Origin of the sequence: Pseudomonas sp. CCNWLW23 (genome assembly GCF_037095675.1) — a bacterium.
Taxonomy (GTDB): Bacteria; Pseudomonadota; Gammaproteobacteria; order Pseudomonadales; family Pseudomonadaceae; genus Aquipseudomonas; species Aquipseudomonas atacamensis.
In genome coordinates, this window is record NZ_JBAWKM010000021.1 from 55999 (window position 1) to 75584 (window position 19586).

18 protein-coding genes are annotated in these 19586 nt (G+C 60.8%); 15 read left to right on the forward strand and 3 right to left on the reverse strand.

Annotated features, from left to right (window positions below; genetic code table 11):
• Positions 1-7 precede the first annotated feature (7 nt).
• The 14 genes from hscA to V8J63_RS22830 all read left to right on the forward strand — a co-directional run bounded on the left by hscA (position 8) and on the right by V8J63_RS22830 (position 13988).
• The gene (gene hscA, locus V8J63_RS22765) at positions 8-1873 is read left to right on the forward strand and encodes a Fe-S protein assembly chaperone HscA (protein ID WP_073473310.1); all 1866 of its coding nucleotides are present in this window, start codon (positions 8-10) and stop codon (positions 1871-1873) included.
• Complete coding sequence (gene fdx / locus V8J63_RS22770; protein ID WP_016773327.1) at positions 1873-2214, forward strand: ISC system 2Fe-2S type ferredoxin; 342 nt, start codon at positions 1873-1875, stop codon at positions 2212-2214. Before hscA ends, fdx begins: the two co-directional genes overlap by 1 nt.
• A gap of 14 nt (positions 2215-2228) precedes the next feature.
• Entirely contained in the window at positions 2229-2429 is a 201-nt protein-coding gene (gene iscX, locus V8J63_RS22775) for a Fe-S cluster assembly protein IscX (RefSeq protein WP_016773328.1), read from the forward strand.
• A gap of 87 nt (positions 2430-2516) precedes the next feature.
• Complete coding sequence (ndk, locus tag V8J63_RS22780) at positions 2517-2942, forward strand: nucleoside-diphosphate kinase (RefSeq protein ID WP_016773329.1); 426 nt, start codon at positions 2517-2519, stop codon at positions 2940-2942.
• Positions 2943-2970: 28 nt separating this feature from the next.
• Positions 2971-4119 (forward strand): 23S rRNA (adenine(2503)-C(2))-methyltransferase RlmN, encoded by a 1149-nt coding sequence (gene rlmN, locus V8J63_RS22785; protein ID WP_024014215.1) that lies wholly within the window; start codon positions 2971-2973, stop codon positions 4117-4119.
• Positions 4120-4131: 12 nt separating this feature from the next.
• On the forward strand, positions 4132-4890 hold the full coding sequence (pilW, locus tag V8J63_RS22790) for a type IV pilus biogenesis/stability protein PilW (RefSeq protein WP_016773330.1): 759 nt from the start codon (positions 4132-4134) through the stop codon (positions 4888-4890).
• Positions 4890-5909 (forward strand): RodZ domain-containing protein, encoded by a 1020-nt coding sequence (locus tag V8J63_RS22795; RefSeq protein WP_123444223.1) that lies wholly within the window; start codon positions 4890-4892, stop codon positions 5907-5909. The genes pilW and V8J63_RS22795 overlap by 1 nt, the downstream gene beginning before the upstream one ends.
• Before the next feature lie 3 nt (positions 5910-5912).
• The gene (gene ispG / locus V8J63_RS22800; protein ID WP_016773332.1) at positions 5913-7022 is read left to right on the forward strand and encodes a flavodoxin-dependent (E)-4-hydroxy-3-methylbut-2-enyl-diphosphate synthase; all 1110 of its coding nucleotides are present in this window, start codon (positions 5913-5915) and stop codon (positions 7020-7022) included.
• Positions 7023-7044: 22 nt separating this feature from the next.
• Positions 7045-8334 (forward strand): histidine--tRNA ligase, encoded by a 1290-nt coding sequence (gene hisS, locus V8J63_RS22805; protein ID WP_016773333.1) that lies wholly within the window; start codon positions 7045-7047, stop codon positions 8332-8334.
• Positions 8335-8375: 41 nt separating this feature from the next.
• A complete protein-coding gene (locus tag V8J63_RS22810; RefSeq protein WP_016773334.1) occupies positions 8376-9017 on the forward strand; it encodes a tetratricopeptide repeat protein in 642 nt (213 codons plus the stop codon).
• Positions 9010-10161, forward strand: a complete 1152-nt coding sequence (gene bamB, locus V8J63_RS22815) for an outer membrane protein assembly factor BamB (protein WP_051600540.1) — start codon at positions 9010-9012, stop codon at positions 10159-10161. The genes V8J63_RS22810 and bamB overlap by 8 nt, the downstream gene beginning before the upstream one ends.
• A 135-nt stretch (positions 10162-10296) precedes the next feature.
• Complete coding sequence (gene der / locus V8J63_RS22820; protein WP_024014210.1) at positions 10297-11769, forward strand: ribosome biogenesis GTPase Der; 1473 nt, start codon at positions 10297-10299, stop codon at positions 11767-11769.
• A 291-nt stretch (positions 11770-12060) separates the two neighbouring features.
• The gene (locus V8J63_RS22825; protein WP_137214099.1) at positions 12061-13209 is read left to right on the forward strand and encodes a pyridoxal phosphate-dependent aminotransferase; all 1149 of its coding nucleotides are present in this window, start codon (positions 12061-12063) and stop codon (positions 13207-13209) included.
• Positions 13197-13988: an amidohydrolase gene (locus tag V8J63_RS22830; protein WP_039761442.1), complete on the forward strand. Its 792-nt coding sequence runs from the start codon at positions 13197-13199 to the stop codon at positions 13986-13988. Before V8J63_RS22825 ends, V8J63_RS22830 begins: the two co-directional genes overlap by 13 nt.
• 178 nt (positions 13989-14166) lie before the next feature.
• Here the strand turns inward: V8J63_RS22830 and leuA are convergent, their stop codons facing one another.
• From leuA to xseA, 3 genes are all read right to left on the reverse strand, one after another.
• Positions 14167-15846 carry a 2-isopropylmalate synthase gene (leuA, locus tag V8J63_RS22835; protein ID WP_016773339.1) on the reverse strand — a complete coding sequence of 560 codons (1680 nt, stop codon included), beginning with the start codon at positions 15844-15846 and terminating at the stop codon, positions 14167-14169.
• A gap of 463 nt (positions 15847-16309) precedes the next feature.
• A complete protein-coding gene (locus tag V8J63_RS22840; RefSeq protein ID WP_336464656.1) occupies positions 16310-17131 on the reverse strand; it encodes a peptidoglycan DD-metalloendopeptidase family protein in 822 nt (273 codons plus the stop codon).
• A gap of 3 nt (positions 17132-17134) precedes the next feature.
• Complete coding sequence (gene xseA, locus V8J63_RS22845; protein ID WP_336464657.1) at positions 17135-18514, reverse strand: exodeoxyribonuclease VII large subunit; 1380 nt, start codon at positions 18512-18514, stop codon at positions 17135-17137.
• A gap of 220 nt (positions 18515-18734) precedes the next feature.
• On the opposite strand from xseA, the gene V8J63_RS22850 reads away from it, so the two are divergent.
• A complete protein-coding gene (locus tag V8J63_RS22850) occupies positions 18735-19502 on the forward strand; it encodes a sulfite exporter TauE/SafE family protein (RefSeq protein WP_071173484.1) in 768 nt (255 codons plus the stop codon).
• Positions 19503-19586 lie beyond the last annotated feature (84 nt).

Below are 19586 nucleotides of genomic sequence, written 5' to 3' on the forward strand. Positions count from 1 at the left end.
GATCACCATGGCTCTACTGCAGATCGCCGAACCCGGCCAAAGTCCTCAACCGCACCAGCGTCGTCTGGCTGTGGGCATCGACTTGGGTACTACCAATTCGCTGGTCGCTGCGCTGCGCAGCGGTCTTTCCGAACCGCTGGCCGACGCCAACGGGCAGGTCATCCTGCCGTCCGCCGTGCGTTATCACGCCGACCGCGTCGAAGTCGGTGAGTCCGCCAAGCTGGCAGCAGCCTCCGATCCCCTGAACACCGTGCTCTCGGTCAAGCGCTTGATGGGTCGTGGTCTGTCCGACGTCAAGCAATTGGGCGAGCAGTTGCCGTATCGCTTTGTCGGCGGTGAATCGCACATGCCGTTCATCGACACCGTACAAGGCCCGAAAAGCCCGGTTGAAGTCTCCGCCGATATCCTCAAGGTCCTGCGTCAGCGCGCTGAGGCGACCTTGGGTGGCGAGCTGGTTGGCGCGGTGATCACGGTTCCTGCTTACTTCGATGATGCGCAGCGCCAAGCCACCAAAGATGCGGCCAAACTCGCCGGTCTGAACGTGTTGCGTCTGCTCAACGAGCCGACTGCGGCTGCGGTGGCTTACGGTCTGGATCAGCACGCTGAAGGTCTGGTGGCGATATATGACCTGGGCGGCGGTACTTTCGATATTTCCATTCTGCGTCTGACTGGCGGCGTCTTTGAAGTTCTGGCCACTGGCGGCGACAGCGCGCTGGGCGGCGATGACTTCGATCACGCGATTGCCGGCTGGATCATTGAGAGCGCTGGCCTGTCCGCCGATCTCGACCCGGGCGCACAGCGCAATCTGCTGCAAACTGCCTGTGCGGCCAAAGAAGCTTTGACCGACGCCGCCAGCGTTGAAGTGGCTTACGGCGACTGGAAAGCCCAGTTGACCCGCGAAGCCTTCGATGCGCTGATCGAGCCAATGGTCGCACGCAGCCTGAAGGCCTGCCGCCGCGCCGTTCGCGATTCCGGTATTGAGCTGGAAGACGTCCACGCCGTGGTCATGGTCGGCGGTTCGACCCGAGTGCCACGTGTGCGTGAAGCCGTTGCCGAAGCCTTCGGTCGTCAGCCTTTGACGGAAATCGACCCGGATCAAGTGGTGGCCATCGGGGCCGCGATCCAGGCTGACACCCTGGCTGGCAACAAGCGCGATGGCGGCGAACTGCTGCTGCTCGATGTGATTCCGCTGTCCCTGGGGCTTGAAACCATGGGCGGTCTGATGGAGAAGGTGATTCCGCGCAACACCACCATCCCCGTCGCCCGCGCCCAGGACTTCACCACCTATAAAGACGGCCAGTCGGCCATGGCGATCCACGTGTTGCAGGGTGAGCGCGAGCTGATCAGCGATTGCCGCTCTCTGGCGCGCTTCGAATTGCGCGGCATTCCGGCGATGGTGGCCGGTGCCGCGAAAATTCGCGTGACCTTCCAGGTCGACGCCGACGGTCTGCTCAGCGTGTCTGCCCGTGAATTGGGCTCGGGCGTTGAAGCGAGCATTCAGGTCAAACCTTCCTATGGTCTGACCGATGGCGAAATCGCCAAGATGCTCAAGGATTCGTTCCAGCATGCCAATGACGACAAGGTCGCCCGCGTTCTGCGTGAGCAGCAAGTCGATGCCCAACGCCTGCTCGAAGCGGTGCAGGGCGCTCTGGAGGCCGATGGCGAGCGTCTGCTCGACGCCGAAGAGCGCATGGTCATCGAACTGCAAATGCAGGAACTGGCCGAACTGATGAAAGGTACCGATGGTTACGCCATCGAGCAGCAGACCAAACGTCTGTCGCAAGTGACCGATGCTTTTGCTGCCCGCCGCATGGATCTGACGGTGAAAGCCGCTCTGTCGGGGCGCAACCTGAATGAAATCGAGGATATCTGATGCCGCAGGTCATTTTTCTGCCACACGAGAAGTTCTGCCCTGAAGGCATGGTGGTCGAGGCTGCGCCCGGCACATCGATTCTCGAACTGGCCCACGAACACCATATCGAGATGGAAAGCGCGTGCGGCGGCGTCTGCGCCTGCACCACGTGCCACTGCATCATCCGCGAAGGTTTCGACTCGCTGGAAGAGGCCGACGAGCTGGAAGAAGACTTCCTCGACCGTGCCTGGGGCCTTGAGGCGCAATCGCGTCTGGCTTGCCAGGCCATCGTCGGTGAGGAAGACCTCACCGTCGAGATTCCGAAATATTCGCTTAACCATGCGGCCGAAGCGCCGCACTGACTGGTAAGACTGTCATGAGCTACGGTTGGAATGATGTTCAACGCATTGCAGAAGAGCTGGCCGAGGCCCACGAGGGACTCGACCCGTACTCTGTAGGTTTTGTCCGTTTGCAGCAGATGATTCTTGAACTGCCTGACTTCGATGCTACTTCCGGCCGGGTCGGCGAGAAGGTGCTCGAAGCGGTTCAGGAGCTCTGGGCCGCAGAATTGGACTGATCGTCTCGCAGGTTAGGCAATACCCAAGAACCCGCGTATAATTCGCGGGTTTAATTTTTCGCAAATTACCGTTTCTGGAGTTACACCATGGCTGTTCAACGTACTTTCTCCATCATCAAGCCTGACGCCGTTGCTAAAAACGTGATCGGCAAGATCACCACTCGCTTCGAAGACGCTGGCCTGCGCGTTGTAGCTTCGAAACTGAAGCAACTGTCCAAAGCCGAAGCCGAAGGCTTCTACGCTGAGCACAGCGAGCGCGGTTTCTTCGGTGACCTGGTTGCTTTCATGACTTCCGGCCCGGTTGTCGTTCAGGTTCTGGAAGGTGAAAACGCTATCGCTCGCAACCGTGAGCTGATGGGCGCTACCAACCCTAAAGAAGCTGCTCCAGGCACCATCCGTGCTGACTTCGCTGAATCGATCGACGCCAACGCCGTTCACGGTTCGGACTCCGAAGCTGCTGCCGCTCGCGAAATCGCTTACTTCTTCGCAGCTACTGAAGTAACCACTCGCTAAGCATTGCTTGCAGAGTGAAGGTGAATCCATGACTACATCGACTGTTAAAACAAACCTGCTGGGTCTGACCCAGCCGGAAATGGAAAAATTCTTCGACTCAATCGGGGAGAAGCGTTTCCGTGCCGGTCAGGTAATGAAATGGATTCACCACTTTGGCGTCGATGATTTCGACGCCATGACGAACGTCAGCAAAGCCTTGCGCGACAAGCTCAAGGCCATTGCTGAAGTGCGTGGTCCGGAAGTGGTCAGCGAGGACATCTCCAGCGACGGCACCCGTAAATGGGTGGTGCGCGTGGCGTCCGGCAGCTGCGTCGAGACCGTGTACATTCCCCAGGGCAAGCGCGGCACTTTGTGCGTTTCGTCCCAGGCAGGCTGCGCCCTGGATTGCAGTTTCTGCTCCACCGGCAAGCAAGGCTTCAACAGCAACCTCACCGCCGCCGAAGTCATCGGTCAGGTGTGGATTGCCAACAAATCTTTCGGCAGCGTCCCGGCCACCGTCGACCGCGCCATCACCAACGTGGTGATGATGGGCATGGGCGAGCCGTTGCTGAACTTCGACAACGTCGTCGCCGCCATGCATCTGATGATGGATGACCTCGGCTACGGGATCTCCAAGCGCCGCGTGACCCTGTCCACCTCGGGTGTGGTGCCGATGATTGATGAGCTGGCCAAGCACATCGACGTGTCCCTGGCGTTGTCCCTGCACGCACCGAACGACGCATTGCGTAACCAATTGGTGCCGATCAACAAGAAATATCCGCTTAAGATGCTGCTCGAGTCGTGCCAGCGCTACATGTCCGCCCTTGGCGAGAAACGTGTGCTGACCATCGAGTACACCTTGCTCAAGGACGTCAACGACAAGCTTGAGCACGCGGTGGAAATGATCGAGTTGCTTAAAGATATCCCGTGCAAGATCAACCTGATCCCGTTCAACCCGTTCCCGCACTCCGGGTACGAGCGGCCGAGCAACAATGCCATCCGCCGCTTCCAGGATCAGTTGCATCAGGCCGGTTTCAACGTCACCGTGCGCACCACCCGTGGTGAAGACATCGATGCCGCATGTGGTCAATTGGTAGGGCAGGTGCTGGATCGCACCCGTCGCAGCGAACGTTACATCGCCGTGCGCGAGTTGAGCGCCGACAGCGATCTGGCACAGAACGCCGCGAACACTAACTAAGAGAGGATCTCTATGTCCCTGCGCTTTGCGCTGCTGTTGCTGTTGGCCAGCCTGTGTGCTGGTTGTGTCCTGTCGGGTGACTACAACCCGATGAAGACCAGCAAGGGCCGCGATGAAGCGCGGGCTGCCTACGTGCAGCTGGGGCTGGGCTATCTGCAGCAAGGCATGACCGAGCGCGCCAAGGTGCCATTGAAGAAAGCGCTGGAGCTGGACGGTTCCGACCCCGACGCCAATGCGGCCCTCGGTCTGGTGTTCCAGGCGGAAATGGAGCCGGCACTGGCCGACGAGCACTTTCGCAAGGCCCTGTCCTCACGTCCCGCCGATGCGCGCATCCTCAACAACTACGGCAGTTTCCTCTACGAAGAACAGCGCTACAAGGAAGCCTACGAGCGTTTTGAACAAGCGGCCGCCGATACCCTGTATCCTGAGCGCTCGCGGGTCTTCGAAAATCTCGGCATGACCGCCGCCAAGCTTGGCCAGCGTGATCTGGCCCAGCAACAGCTGGAAAAAGCCCTGCGCCTGAATCGCCAACAACCACGCGCATTGCTGGAAATGGCTGAGTTGTCCTTCGAAGACAGGCATTATGTGCCCGCGCGTGACTATTACGACCGTTTCAGCCAGCTCACCGAACAAAATGCACGTAGTCTATTGCTCGGCGTTCGGCTGGCAAAAGTGTTTGAAGATCGCGACAAGGCAGCCAGTTACGGTCTGCAATTAAAACGACTCTATCCCGGTACGCCGGAATATCAGCAATACCTGTCGGAGCAATGATGAAAGCGGCGCATCCCGAAGTTGTAGCAGCGAATCGCGTAAATCCCGGTGAGACCCTGCGCCAGGCCCGCGAAAGCAATGGCTGGTCGCTGGCCGAAGTGGCCCTCAAGCTCAACCTCACCGTGACATCCCTGAGCAATCTTGAAGCCGGCGCTTTCGACAAGCTGCCGGGGCATACCTTCGCTCGCGGTTACATTCGCGCCTATGCCAAATTGCTCGGCATGGACCAGACCGTTCTGGTTCAGCAATTCGACCAGTCCACTGGCACCGACTCCCAGGGCAGCAACGTTCACGCCCTCGGTCGTATCGAAGAGCCGGTGCGGGTTTCCCACACCATTTTGCGTATCGTCAGCCTGTTGCTGCTGATCGCGGTCATCGGCGGCGGATTCGTCTGGTGGCAGGATCAAACCTCGCAGCGCACCCGCGATCTGACCAGCCTCGCACCGGAACACGTCGAAGTCGAAGGCGCTGACGGCACCACGCAGATCCACCCGATCGACGAGCCGGAAGACCAGGCTGTCGCCGAAAATCAGGCTGACAATTCGACATCGCTGGCCTTGCCGCAGTCGGAAACCAGTGCTGAATCCACCGGCGCCGAATCCGCGGCTCCAGCGCCCGAGCCAGTTGCCCCGGCAGTTGCGCCAAGCGCACCGGCACAGACGCCTGCGCCAGTGGTGGCAGCTCCGGCCACTCCAGCGCCGAATGTCCCAGCGACACCTGCCCCGACCGCGCCGGTTGCTCAAGCGCCGAGCGCTGAAGCAGCTGCTCCGGTTGCCGGCGAAGGCCAGGTGCAATTGCAGTTCACCGGCGATTGCTGGGCACAGGTGACCGATGGCCGTGGCAAAGTGATTTTCAGTGGTCTGAAGCATAAAGGCGACAGCGTGAGCGTTTCCGGCAAACCGCCGCTCAATGTGCGTCTGGGCGTTGCCCGCGCAGCACAGGTCAGCTACAACGGCCAACCGGTCGATATCGCTCCGTTCACCAGTGGCGAGACTGCTCGCCTGAAGTTGGGTCAATAAGTCATGCACGGCGAATCTCCAATCAAACGTCGCGAATCGCGCAAGATCTGGGTCGGCAACGTACCGGTGGGCGGCGACGCGCCGATCGCTGTGCAGAGCATGACCAACAGCGATACCAATGATGTCGCCGCGACCGTGGCGCAGATCAATCGTCTGGAAGCCGCCGGCGTCGACATCGTTCGCGTCTCGGTGCCGGACATGGACGCCGCCGAGGCGTTCGGCAAGATCAAGCAACTGGTCAAAGTGCCGTTGGTGGCTGACATCCACTTCGACTACAAAATCGCCTTGCGCGTGGCCGAACTGGGTGTGGATTGCCTGCGTATCAATCCGGGCAACATCGGTCGTGAAGACCGTGTGCGTGCCGTGGTCGATGCGGCGCGTGATCGCGGCATTCCGATCCGCATCGGCGTCAATGCCGGTTCCCTGGAAAAAGACCTGCAAAAGAAATACGGCGAGCCGACCCCGGCGGCGCTGGTCGAGTCCGCTTTGCGCCACGTTGAACACCTTGAGCGCTTGAATTTCCAGGACTTCAAGGTCAGCGTTAAGGCCTCCGACGTGTTCATGGCCGTCGAAGCGTACCGTTTGCTGGCGAAAGAAATCGTCCAGCCGCTGCACCTCGGCATCACTGAAGCTGGCGGTTTGCGTTCGGGCACGGTGAAATCCGCCGTGGGCCTAGGTATGCTGCTCGCCGAAGGGATTGGCGATACTATCCGCATCTCGCTGGCGGCCGACCCGGTCGAGGAAGTGAAGGTCGGTTACGACATTCTCAAGTCTTTGCACCTGCGTTCCCGTGGCATCAACTTCATCGCCTGCCCGAGCTGCTCGCGGCAGAACTTCGATGTGGTCAAGACCATGAACGAGCTGGAAGGGCGCCTTGAAGACCTGCTGGTGCCGCTGGATGTCGCGGTCATCGGTTGCGTGGTCAACGGCCCCGGCGAAGCCAAGGAAGCCCATATCGGCTTGACCGGCGGCACGCCCAACCTGATTTACATCGACGGCAAGCCGTCGCAGAAGCTGACGAATGACAATCTGGTGGACGAGCTGGAAAAGCTGATCCGCCAGAAAGCGGCCGAAAAGGTCGAAGCTGACGCTGCCGTTATCGCGCGCGGCTGATCGAACGAATTAAGGAAATTTTGTGAGCAAGTCTCTGCAAGCCATTCGTGGCATGAACGACATCCTGCCCGAACAGACCCCGTTGTGGCGTTATTTCGAAGGCACCGTGGCGCGTCTGCTGGATAACTACGGTTACAAGCAGATCCGCATGCCCATCGTCGAGTTCACCGAGCTGTTCAAGCGCTCGATCGGCGAAGTCACCGATATCGTCGAAAAAGAGATGTACACCTTCGAAGACCGCAACGGTGATTCCCTGACCCTGCGTCCGGAAGGCACCGCAGCCTGCGTACGTGCAGTGCTCGAGCACGGCATCACCGGCGGCGGTCAGGTGCAGAAACTCTGGTACATCGGCCCGATGTTCCGCCACGAGCGTCCGCAAAAAGGCCGTTATCGCCAGTTCCACCAGATCGGTCTCGAAGTGTTCAACCTCGACGGTCCGGACATCGACGCCGAGCTGATCATCATGACCTGGCGCCTGTGGGGCGAGCTGGGCATCCGTGATGCGGTCAAGCTCGAACTCAACAGCCTCGGCACCAGCGAATCCCGTGGTCGCTATCGTGAAGCGCTGGTCGAGTACCTCTCGGCGCACCACGACAAGCTCGATGAAGACAGCCAGCGTCGCCTGAAAACCAACCCGCTGCGCGTGCTCGACACGAAAAATGCCGACACCCAGGCCGTGCTGGTCGATGCGCCGAAAATGGCCGACTACCTCGACGACGAGTCCCGCGCTCACTTCGAAGGCCTGAAGGCGCGTCTGGATGCCGTTGGCATTCCTTACGTGCTCAATCCGAAACTGGTGCGTGGCCTCGATTACTACAGCAAAACCGTTTTCGAATGGGTCACCGACAAGCTCGGCGCCCAGGGCACCGTGTGCGCGGGCGGCCGTTACGACGGTCTGGTCGAGCAGATGGGCGGCAAGCCAACCCCGGGCGTCGGTTTCGCCATGGGCATCGAGCGTCTGGTATTGATGCTCGAAACCCTCGAGCAGATTCCGCAGGAAATTGCCCGTCAGGTCGACGTCTACCTCTGCGCCTTCGGTGAAGAAGCCGAGCTGGCCGGTCTGGCCCTGGCTGAACGGGTTCGCGATGAACTTCCAAACCTGCGCCTGCAAGTCAATGCCGGCGCCGGCAGTTTCAAAAGCCAGTTCAAGAAGGCCGACAAGAGCGGTGCGCTGTACGCATTGATCCTCGGTGACGACGAAATGGCCCAGCAAGTGGTAGGTTTCAAACCCCTGCGTGGCCAGGGCGAACAACAAAGCATTGCCTGGGATGCGCTCGCCGCTCACCTGGCCACCTGCGTCGTGCAGGGTTGAAGCTGTCTTAACAGCCGATTTAGCGATTAAGGAGTATTGGGGTGTCGAGTACCGAAGACGAACAGTTGGCGGATTTGAAGGACTGGTGGACACGCAACGGCAAACCTCTGGTCACCGGCGGCCTGTTGGCGCTGGTCATCGTGTTCGGCTGGCAGGCTTATCACAAATACCAGAGCAACCAGTCGCAAGGCGCCTCGGTGCTCTATCAGCAACTGCTGGAAACCACGCTGACGCCCGACGGCAAGCCTGATGCCGCCCGCGTTGCGGATCTGGCCGGCAAGCTCAACAGCGAATACGGCGGTTCGGCCTACGCGCAGTACGGCAGCCTGTTCGTCGCCAAAGTAGCGGTCGACAGCGGCAAGCTGGACGACGCGGCAACCGAACTCAAAGCCATCGTCGACAAGCCGGCCAACCCGGCGCTGGGCGAAATCGCCCGTCAGCGTCTGGCGCAGGTACTGGGCGCGCAGGACAAGGCCGAAGACGCCCTGAAACTGCTCGACGGCGATGCCGACAAAGCGTTCCTGGCCACTCGCGAAGAACTCAAGGGCGACCTGCTGGTGCGCTTGGGCCGTACCGATGACGCGAACAAGGCGTATCAAAAAGCCAAGGCGGCACTGTCGGATGAAGCGGCGGTCGGTGGCCTTCAAATCAAGCTCGACGACCTGGCCAAAGGGGATGCGTGACGTGATCCGTTGGAAGCATGCAGCATTGCTGGCTCTGGCCCTTCTGGCCGCGGGTTGCAGCAGCAACAGCAAGAAAGAATTGCCACCGGCCGAACTGACCGACTTCAAAGAAGAAGTGGTTCTGCAGAAGCAGTGGAGCCGCTCGATCGGTGACGGTCAGGGCGAAACCTACAACATGCTGGTGCCGGCGATCGACGGTGACACCATCTACGCCGCCGATGTTACCGGTGTCGTAATGGCCATGGATCGCAGCAATGGCGACGTGAAGTGGGACCAGGATCTGGAACTGCCTGTCTCCGGCGCCGTTGGCGTGGGTTACGGTCTGGTACTGATTGGTACCCTGCGTGGCGAAGTCGTCGCTCTGGACACCAGCAACGGTGAAGAGAAGTGGCGTGCCCGCGTCAATAGTGAAGTCCTCGCGCCGCCGGCCAACAATGGCGACGTGGTCGTTGTGCAGACCCAGGACGATCGTCTGATCGGTCTGGACGCTGCCACCGGCAACCAGCGCTGGGTGTATGACAGCACCCCGGCGGTCCTGACCCTGCGTGGCACCAGTGCTCCGCTGGTGACCAACCGTCTGGCGGTAGCTGGCCTGTCGACCGGTAAAGTGGTCGCGCTGGACATCTCCAACGGCGTGCCGGTGTGGGAACAACGCATCGCCATTCCACAGGGTCGTTCGGAACTGGAGCGCGTGGTCGACATCGACGGCGGTCTGCTGCTGTCCGGCGGCACGCTGTATGTGGCCAGTTATCAAGGTCGCGTTGCGGCACTGGATCTGGAAAGCGGTCGTCAACTGTGGCAGCGCGATGCGTCGAGCTATGCCGGTATCGCTCAGGGTTTCGGCAGCGTCTACGTGAGCCTGTCCTCGGGCACCGTTGAAGGCGTCGACGAGCGTTCCACCACCGCACTGTGGAGCAACGACTCGCTGGCTCGCCGTCAACTGTCGGCACCGGAAGTGTTCTCCAGCTACGTAGCTGTGGGTGACCTGGAAGGTTATCTGCATCTGCTGAGTCAGGTCGACGGTCGTTTCGTCGGCCGTGAGCGCATCGACAGCGACGGCCTGCGTGCCCGTCCGCTGGTGGTGGGCGACACGATTTATGTGTATGGCAACAGCGGCAAACTGGAAGCCCTGACCATCAAGTAACAACTATGCTTGGGGTTCATCCCCAAGCGGCCCTGCATCAGCAGGGTTTGCAGCGCCTCCGGGTGTTGCCCCGAGCACCAGCCGCTGCCTCGCAGCGGCTTTTGTATTTTCTGAAATAACGAAGTGGAGAGCCGCATGGTTCCCGTAATCGCCCTGGTGGGCCGACCGAACGTCGGCAAGTCCACCTTGTTCAACCGCCTGACCAGGACGCGTGACGCCATCGTCGGCGACCTGTCCGGTCTGACCCGTGATCGCCAGTACGGTGAGGCCAAGTGGCAAGGGCGTTCCTACATTCTGATCGACACCGGCGGTATCTCCGGTGACGAACATGGTATGGACGAAAAAATGGCCGAGCAGTCGCTGCTGGCCATCGAAGAAGCCGATGTGGTGCTGTTTCTGGTAGATGCCAAGGCCGGTTTTACCGCTGCCGACCAGATGATCGCCGAGCATTTGCGCAAACGTAACAAGCGTTCCCACGTGGTTGCCAACAAGGTTGACAACATCGACCCGGAAATGGCCCGCGCCGAATTCGCCCCGCTGGGCATGGGCCACGCGATCCCGATCGCCGGCGCCCACGGCCGTGGCATCACGCAATTGCTGGAAGCCGCTCTGAGCGAATTCCCGCGTGATGATGACGAGCCGGCTGAAGGCGAAGAGGAAGAAGTCGTTGCCGAAGGCGAGGAAGCCAAGCGCATTCCTGGCCCGAGCGAGAAAGACGGGATCAAGATTGCCATCATCGGTCGTCCGAACGTCGGCAAGTCGACTCTGGTCAACCGCATGCTCGGTGAAGACCGGGTCATCGTGTATGACCAGCCGGGCACCACTCGCGACAGCATCTACATTCCGTTCGAGCGCAATGAAGAGAAGTACACGCTGATCGACACCGCCGGTGTGCGCAAGCGCGGCAAGATCCACGAAGAAGTCGAAAAATTCTCCGTGGTCAAAACCCTGCAGGCGATCAAAGACGCCAACGTGGTGATCTTCGTGATGGACGCCCGCGAGGGTGTGGTCGATCACGACTTGAACCTGCTGGGCTTCGCGATCGAATCCGGTCGTGCGCTGGTCATCGCGATCAACAAGTGGGACGGCATGACGCCGAGCGAGCGCGACTTCGTCAAAGTCGAGCTGCAACGTCGGCTGTTCTTCGTCGACTACGCCGACATTCACTTCATCTCGGCGTTGCACGGCACGGGCGTGGGCAACCTCTACGCCTCGGTGCAGAACTCGTTCAAGTCCGCGGTTACCCGCTGGCCGACCAACCGACTCACCCAGATTCTGGAAGATGCGGTGGGCGAGCACGCGCCGCCGATGGTCAACAACCGCCGGATCAAGCTGCGTTACGCTCACTTGGGTGGTGCGAACCCGCCGATCATCGTGATCCACGGTAACCAGATCGAGAAAGTGCCGAAGTCGTATGTGCGCTATCTGGAAAACACTTACCGCCGTGTGCTCAAGCTGGTCGGTACGCCGATCCGCATCGAGTTCAAGGGCGGCGAGAACCCGTACGAAGGCAACAAGAACACGCTGACCGACCGCCAGGTCAACAAGAAGCGTCGCTTGATGTCGCACAACAAGAAAGCCAGCAAGAAGCGCCGCGACAAGAAGTGATCCGAGGCCCTGTACAATTTTGTGTGGGGCTTTTGTGGCGAGGGGATTTATCCCCGATGGGCTGCGCAGCAGCCCCAAAACCTGTGTCCGCGGTGTATCAGTCAAACCGCATTCAACGGGTTTGCGACTGCTTCGCAGCCGGAACGGGGATAAATCCCCTCGCCACAGGATTGGGTTTATTCAATGAGAGAAGGGCGCCGTTTGGCGCCCTTTTTTTATGGGCGCCGGATGGGCTATCCTCGGGCTCTCCCGCGCCGTCGTCAGAGCCGGGTGTTGAGCAGAGAACCCCCGATGATCACCAGCAAGCTGCCGAATGTCGGCATCACTATTTTCACGCAGATGTCTCAGCTCGCGGCGCAGACCGGCGCGATAAACCTGTCCCAGGGTTTCCCGGATTTCGACGGCCCGCAGTCGTTGCGTGATGCGGTCGGGCGGCATATCGCCAGTGGCCATAACCAGTACTCGCCGATGACCGGTTTGCCGGCATTGCGTCAGCAGATCGCGGCCAAGATCGCCCGCAGCTACGGCGTGACTGTCGATGCCGATCATGAAGTGACGGTAACACCCGGCGCGACCCAGGCGATCTTCTGCGCGATTCAGGCCGTTATCCACAGCGGCGATGAAGTCATCGTCTTCGATCCGTGCTACGACAGTTACGCACCGGCAACGGAGCTGGCGGGTGGTCGTTGCGTGCATGTGCAGCTGAATCCGGTCGATTTCTCCATCGATTTCGACCAGCTCGCCGCGGCCCTGAGCCCGCGGACGAAAATGATCGTCATCAACACCCCGCACAACCCCAGCGGCGCATTGATCAGCCGCGCCGAGCTCGATCAACTGGCGGCGTTGATCCGTGATCGCGACATCTATCTGATCAGCGACGAAGTCTACGAGCACTTGGTTTTCGACGGCGTGCCGCATGTCAGCGTGCTGGCCCATGAAGAGCTGTATCAGCGCGCGTTCGTGGTCAGTTCGTTCGGCAAGACGTACCACGTCACCGGCTGGAAAACCGGCTACGTCGTCGCCCCGCCAGCGCTGACAGCCGAATTGCGCAAGGTGCATCAGTACGTCAGTTTCTGTGGCGTCACGCCGCTGCAATACGCGCTGGCCGATTACATGGCCGAGCACCCGGAGCACGTTGAAGAGCTGCCGGGTTTCTATCAGGCCAAGCGCGATCTGTTCTGCGATCTGCTCGCGCCGTCGCGCTTCAGTTTTACCCGAGTCACCGGCACCTATTTCCAATTGGTCGATTATTCGCAGATCCGTCCGGATCTGAACGATGTTGAGATGGCCATGTGGATGACTCGCGAGCACGGTGTCGCGAGCATTCCGGTGTCGGTGTTCTACCAGAATCCACCGCAGGGCCAGCGCCTGATACGCCTGTGCTTTGCCAAACGCGAGGAGACGCTGCGTGAAGCGGCGGCGAAACTATGCGTGATCTGAGTGCATTGCCAGACCTGACCCTGGCGCTGATCCAGACCAGCCTGGCCTGGCACGATCGCCAGGCCAACCTCGAGCATTTCGAGCTGCTGCTGGAGCAGGCCCGGGGCGCCGATCTGATCATCCTGCCGGAGATGTTCACCACCGGATTCTCAATGGAATCGGAAACCCTCGCTGAAGCCGAAAACGGCCCGACCAGCAAATGGCTGCGGGCGCAGGCGGCCAAGTTCGATGCGGTCATCACTGGCAGCGTGATCATTCAGGCGGCTGACGGCAGCCATCGCAACCGCTTGCTCTGGGCGCGGCCGGACGGCGAAGTGCTGCATTACGACAAGCGTCACCTGTTCCGCATGGCCGGCGAGCACAACCATTACACGCCCGGCGAGCGGCAGGTGCAGTTCGAGCTCAAGGGTTGGCGGATTCGTCCGCTGATCTGCTACGACCTTCGCTTCCCGGTGTGGAGCCGCGACGCGCAGGACACCGATCTGCTGCTGTACACCGCCAACTGGCCGGGCGCACGGCGTCTGCACTGGAACCGCCTGCTGCCGGCACGAGCGATTGAAAATCTCTGCTACGTGGCAGCGGTAAATCGGGTGGGCAGCGATGGCAAAGGCTTCGCCTATACCGGCGACAGTCAGGTGCTGGATTTCCAGGGCGAGACGTTGCTGGCGGCGGGGGAGGCGGATGGTGTGTTCAAGGTGGTTCTGGAAGCGGCGCCGTTGGCGGCGTATCGCGAGCGCTTTCCGGCGAACCTGGATGCCGACACTTTCGAGTTCACCTGAGGCAGCCGATCGTTCCCACGCTCTGCGTGGGAATGCAGCCCGTGACGCTCCGCGTCACTGGACGCGGAGCGTCCCTTGAGGCATTCCCACGCGGAGCATGGGAACGATCGCATCCTTTGATCTACAAAAAAAGGCCCCGAAGCTTGCACTCCGGGGCCTTTCGCATTTCAGCGGTCGATTACGCTGCTTTTGCCTCTGGCTGGCTCAGCGAGCGGTTCAGCGCGCTGAACAATGCCTTGAAGCTTGCGGTGGTGATGTTTTCATCGATACCCACGCCGTGCACCGCACGTTCACCGTTCACTCGCAGTTCGATATAGGCCGCTGCTTTGGCATTGGTGCCCGCGCCGATCGCGTGTTCGTTGTAGTCCATGATTTCCACCGGAATCGGCAGGCCGGCGACCAGGGCTTCCAGCGCGCCGTTGCCCTTGCCGCGCCAGTGCAGGTTGGTTTCGCCCTGACCTTTGCTGGCCACTTCGACTTCGACGGCGCTGTTGCCGTTCTCTTCCTGCAAACGATGGCTGACCAGCGCATACGGAGTGTTGGCCTGCAGGTATTCGCTGATCAACAGCGAGTGAATCTGCTTGGCGGTCATCTCCAGGCCCAGGCGGTCGGTCTCACGCTGTACGACCTGGCTGAACTCGATCTGCATGCGGCGTGGCAGGCTGATGCCGTATTCCTGCTCCAGCAAGTAAGCGATGCCGCCCTTGCCCGACTGGCTGTTGACGCGGATCACCGCCTCGTAGCTGCGACCGATGTCGGCCGGGTCGATCGGCAGGTACGGCACCTCCCACAAGGTGTCCGGTTTCTGCTGGGCGAAGCCCTTGCGGATTGCATCCTGGTGCGAGCCGGAGAATGCGGTGTGCACCAGGTCGCCAACGTACGGATGACGCGGGTGCACCTGGATCTGGTTGCACTCTTCGACAACTTTGCGCACGCCGTCGATGTCGGAGAAGTCCAGCTCAGGGTCGACGCCCTGGGTGTACATGTTCAGCGCGACGGTGACGAGGTCGACGTTACCGGTGCGTTCGCCGTTGCCGAACAGGCAGCCTTCGACGCGATCGGCGCCGGCCATCAGGCCCAGCTCGGTGGCCGCGACGCCGGTGCCACGGTCGTTGTGGGTGTGCAGGCTGATGATCACGCTGTCACGGCGGTTGATGTTGCGGCCGAACCACTCGATCTGGTCGGCGTAAACGTTCGGCGTCGCGCATTCAACCGTGGCCGGCAGGTTGAGGATCATCTTGTGCTCAGGCGTCGGGTTCCACACCTCGATCACGGCGTCGCAGACTTCCTTGGCGAATTCCAGCTCGGTAGCGCTGAAGGTTTCCGGCGAGTATTCGAAGGTCCACTCGGTTTCCGGCTGCATGGCTGCGTATTTGACGAACAGCTTGGCAGCGTTGACCGCGATGGCCTTGATGCCGTCCTTGTCCTGGTTGAAGACGATGCGACGGAAAGAAGGCGAGGTGGCGTTGTACAGGTGAACGATGGCTTTCTTCGCCCCGCGCAGGGATTCGAAGGTGCGCTCGATCAGGTCTTCACGGCCCTGGGTCAGTACCTGAATGGTGGTGTCGTCCGGGATGTGGCCTTCTTCGATCAGGGTACGCACGAAGTCGAAGTCGGTTTGCGACGCGGCGGGGAACGACGCTTCGATCTCCTTCACGCCGACCTGCACCAGGGTTTTCCAGAAGCGCAGCTTCTTCGCCGCGTCCATTGGCTCGATCAGCGACTGATTGCCGTCACGCAGGTCGGAGCTGCACCAGATCGGCGCGGCGTCGATGGTCTTCGACGGCCAGGTGCGATCAGGCAGGTTGATGACGGGAAACGCGCGGTATTTCGAAGACGGGTCTTTGAGCATGCTCATCGGGAAATTCCTTGTTGTCTGGGCCGAAAAGAGGCGGCCTGCCGGTTGAACGAATGTTCTTGGAAAAGCGTGGGACGAGGCGCAGCGATTCAGCCTGGCAGTCGTGCACTGACGAGGCACAGGCTGCGGTGCTGGCGAAGCTGAATGAGGGTGTGAGAGGTTTTCATGGCTTCAACCCTAACCGCGAGGGGAAAGGATGGCAAGCAGTCGGAAAAAATTGAGAGGAATACCCGGAAAGCGGGATTTTGCAGGAATTTATTGCGCTTTAGGCGGTGGAAGTTGTTGATGCTTGCGTAAGCCTAGATTGGGGCGCAATTGAGTTTTTGGAGATTCATTGAGTATGGCGGTGTTTTATAGGCCGCCTTCGCGAGCAGGCTCGCTCCCACAGGGGATCTTTGTTGTGAATAAGATCCAGTGTGGGAGCGAGCCTGCTCGCGAAGAGGCCGGTCGCCTCAACACATACTCAAGGTTGGAAGGCACCAATGAAAATCGCCGGATCCACCCGCGCATCATTCAGGCTGACGTTCCAGTGCATATGCGGCCCGGTTGCCCGGCCGGTCGCGCCGACTTTGCCGACCACCGCGCCGCGCGCCAGTTGCTGGCCGATCTTCACGTCGATCTTCGACATGTGGCAGAACATGCTGATAAAGCCTTGGCCGTGGTCAACAAACACCGTGTTGCCGTTGAAGAAGTAATTGCCGATCAGAATCACCTTGCCCGCCGCCGGGGTCTTGATCGGCGTGCCCGCGGGCACTGCGAAATCGAGACCGGCATGAGGATTACGTTCTTCGCCATTGAAGAAACGACGCACGCCAAACTTGCTCGACAGCGGCCCGTTGACCGGTTTGTCCAGCAGCAGATTGCTCGGCGTGTTCGGGCTGAAACTGCGGTAAGCCGCGATCTGTTCCGCCAGTTCACCCTCGATGCGCTTGAGGTTGTCGGCGTTCGGATTGACCTGCTGTTTGTTCTTCAGGGTGATGTGCTGTTCCGGATATTTCTTGCTGCCCACGGTGAAGGGCAGATTGCGCCCGCCACTGCTGATCTGCTGCGCGCCGGGCTTGACCGTCAGCGGCACGCCAACGATTGCCAGCCAGTTGTTCTGCTCCTTGACCACCAGCACCGGTTTGCCCTGATAAGTAGCTTTCGGCGCCTGCGCGGCAGTGCCCAGATTCACCACGGCGACGCCGCCCGGCACCGGTTTGTTCAACAGCCGGGTGATGTAACTGTCGGCGTGGGCGTTGAAGGTCAGGCAGAGCAACAGCAGCGGAGCGAGAAAACGCGGCATGGATCAGTCCAGTAAAGAGAGGGTGACGGGCGTCAGGTGATTGTCCTCGACGCGCACTTGCAGTTCGCCTTCGCCGAGCTTGGCTTTCAGACGCTGGCCGGTGTGGGTCTGCGCAGCATTGCGAATCGCGTGGCCACGCTCGTCGAGCAGAATGCTGTAACCACGACCGAGAGTCGCCAACGGGCTGACCACGTGCAGGGTCTGCATCTGACTGTGCAATTGCTGCCGACGCTGTTTCAGAGCATCGCGCATGGCCCGGGGCAGACGCTCGGCGAGGCTGTCGAGGCGCTGGCGAAGCATCGCCAGTTGGCGCCCCGGATGTTGCCCGGCGAGGCGGGTTTCCAGACGGATCAGGCGTTCGCGGCGGGTATTGTGGCTGCGTTCGAATGCGCGGCGCATGCGCATGTCCAGATCGTCCAGACGTTGCGCCTGCTGGCGCAGACGTTCGCCGGGATGGCGCAATCGTCGCGCCATGCCTTCCAGACGCAGGCGATCACGCATCAAGCGATCACGCATGCGCATCACCAGACGCCGGTGCAGGCTCTCGACCTGACGAATCAGATGGCTGGAATCCGGGGCGAGCAGTTCGGCGGCGGCCGAGGGCGTGGGGGCGCGGACGTCGGCGACAAAATCGCTGATCGAAACATCGGTTTCATGGCCGACGGCGCTGACGATCGGTGTGACACAGGCATCGACCGCGCGCGCCACCGCTTCCTCGTTGAAGCACCAGAGGTCCTCCAGCGAGCCGCCGCCACGGGCGAGGATCAGCGCGTCAAAGCCACGGGCATCGGCCATTTTCAGCGCGCGGACGATTTGCGCGGTGGCCTCGCGGCCCTGCACGGCGGTCGGAATCAGGGTCAGTTGCACCTGCGGCGCACGGCGGCGGAACACGCTGATGATGTCGCGGATCACCGCGCCGGTCGGCGAGCTGATGATGCCGATGCGCTGCGGATGCGCGGGCAGCGGCACTTTGCGTTCGGCACTGAACAGGCCTTCGGCGCTGAGCTTTTCCTTCAGTGCATCGAAGGCCAGACGCAGCGCGCCGTCACCGGCCGGCTCCACGGTGTCGAGGATCAGCTGATAGTCGCCACGGCCTTCGAACAGCGAAACCTTGCCGCGCACCTTGACCGCCAGACCGTCCTTCAATGCCTGGCGCACCCGCGCGGCGTTCTGCCGGAACAGCGCGCAACGCACCTGCGCGCCGCTGTCCTTGAGGGTGAAGTAGACGTGGCCGGACGCCGGGCGCGCGAGGTTGGAGATTTCGCCTTCGACCCAGATGTTGCTGAACACGTCTTCAAGCAACACCCGCGCGCGGCCGTTGAGCTGGCTGACGGTCAGGACTTCACGGTCCAGGCCAAGTCTTGCAAAGGGATCTTTAATCATGGGGCGCAGTTTAAAGGCATTTGCCCGCCAATCACCATGACACCGCACAAAACCCTGTGGGAGCGAGCCTGCTCGCGAAAGCATTGTGTCAGCGGACAACAACGGGGGAATGACACTCCGCCTTCGCGAGCAGGCTCGCTCCCACATGGGATCAATTTGATATCTGGTCGTGCTGCCCGCTACTGGCTACAGTCAGCGCGTCTTATAAAGGATGCGGACGATGAGCATGATGGAGCTGTTGGGGGCGTGGTCGTGGGGCGCGGGCGGTTGGGCGGTCATCGGGGTGGCCATCGCCTTGGCCTACATCGTATTCGGCATCGCCGGTTTCGGCACGGCGCTGGTCGCAGGGCCGATGCTGATCCTGTTCATGCCACTGTCGAAAATCGTGCCGCTGCTGGTGCTGCTCGATTTCGTCGCGGCATTCGGCAATCTGCTGCCCTCGCGGCGCGACGTCGCCAAGCCGGAATTGCTCAGGCTGCTGCCGTGCATGGCGATCGGCTGCACGTTGGGGGTGATCTTCCTGCTGAATCTGAAATCCGATCTGTTACTACTTTTGATGGGGCTGTTTATCAGCGCCTATGCGGTTTACAGCCTGTGGGTGAAAGCGCGGCCGGCACAGTTGTCGGCAGCGTGGGCGGTGCCGATGGGCACAGTGGGCGGGTTGTTCGGCGCGTTGTTTGGCAGTGGCGGCTTTCTTTACGCGATCTATCTGAACAGCCGCCTGCCCAAGGACGCGGCGCGGGCCACGCAAAGTGCCTTGATCAGTTGCAGCACCGTGGTGCGCTTGAGTCTGTTTGTCATCGCCGGTGTGTATGCCGAACTACCCTTGTTGATGCTGGCGCTGTGTCTGTTGCCGGCGATGGCGCTGGGCTTGTGGATCGGCCGGCGGCTGACCATGAGGTTGTCGCGCGAGGCGTTTGTGCGGCTGGTGACGTGGCTGGTGCTGGCCAGCGGCATCGCGTTGATCGTGCGCTATTTCAGCACTTGACCGGATTTCGTCAGGGATTAAGCTGCCGGCCTTCAGGGCCTCTTCGCGAGCAAGCTCGCTCCCACATTGGCATGCAATCTCTGT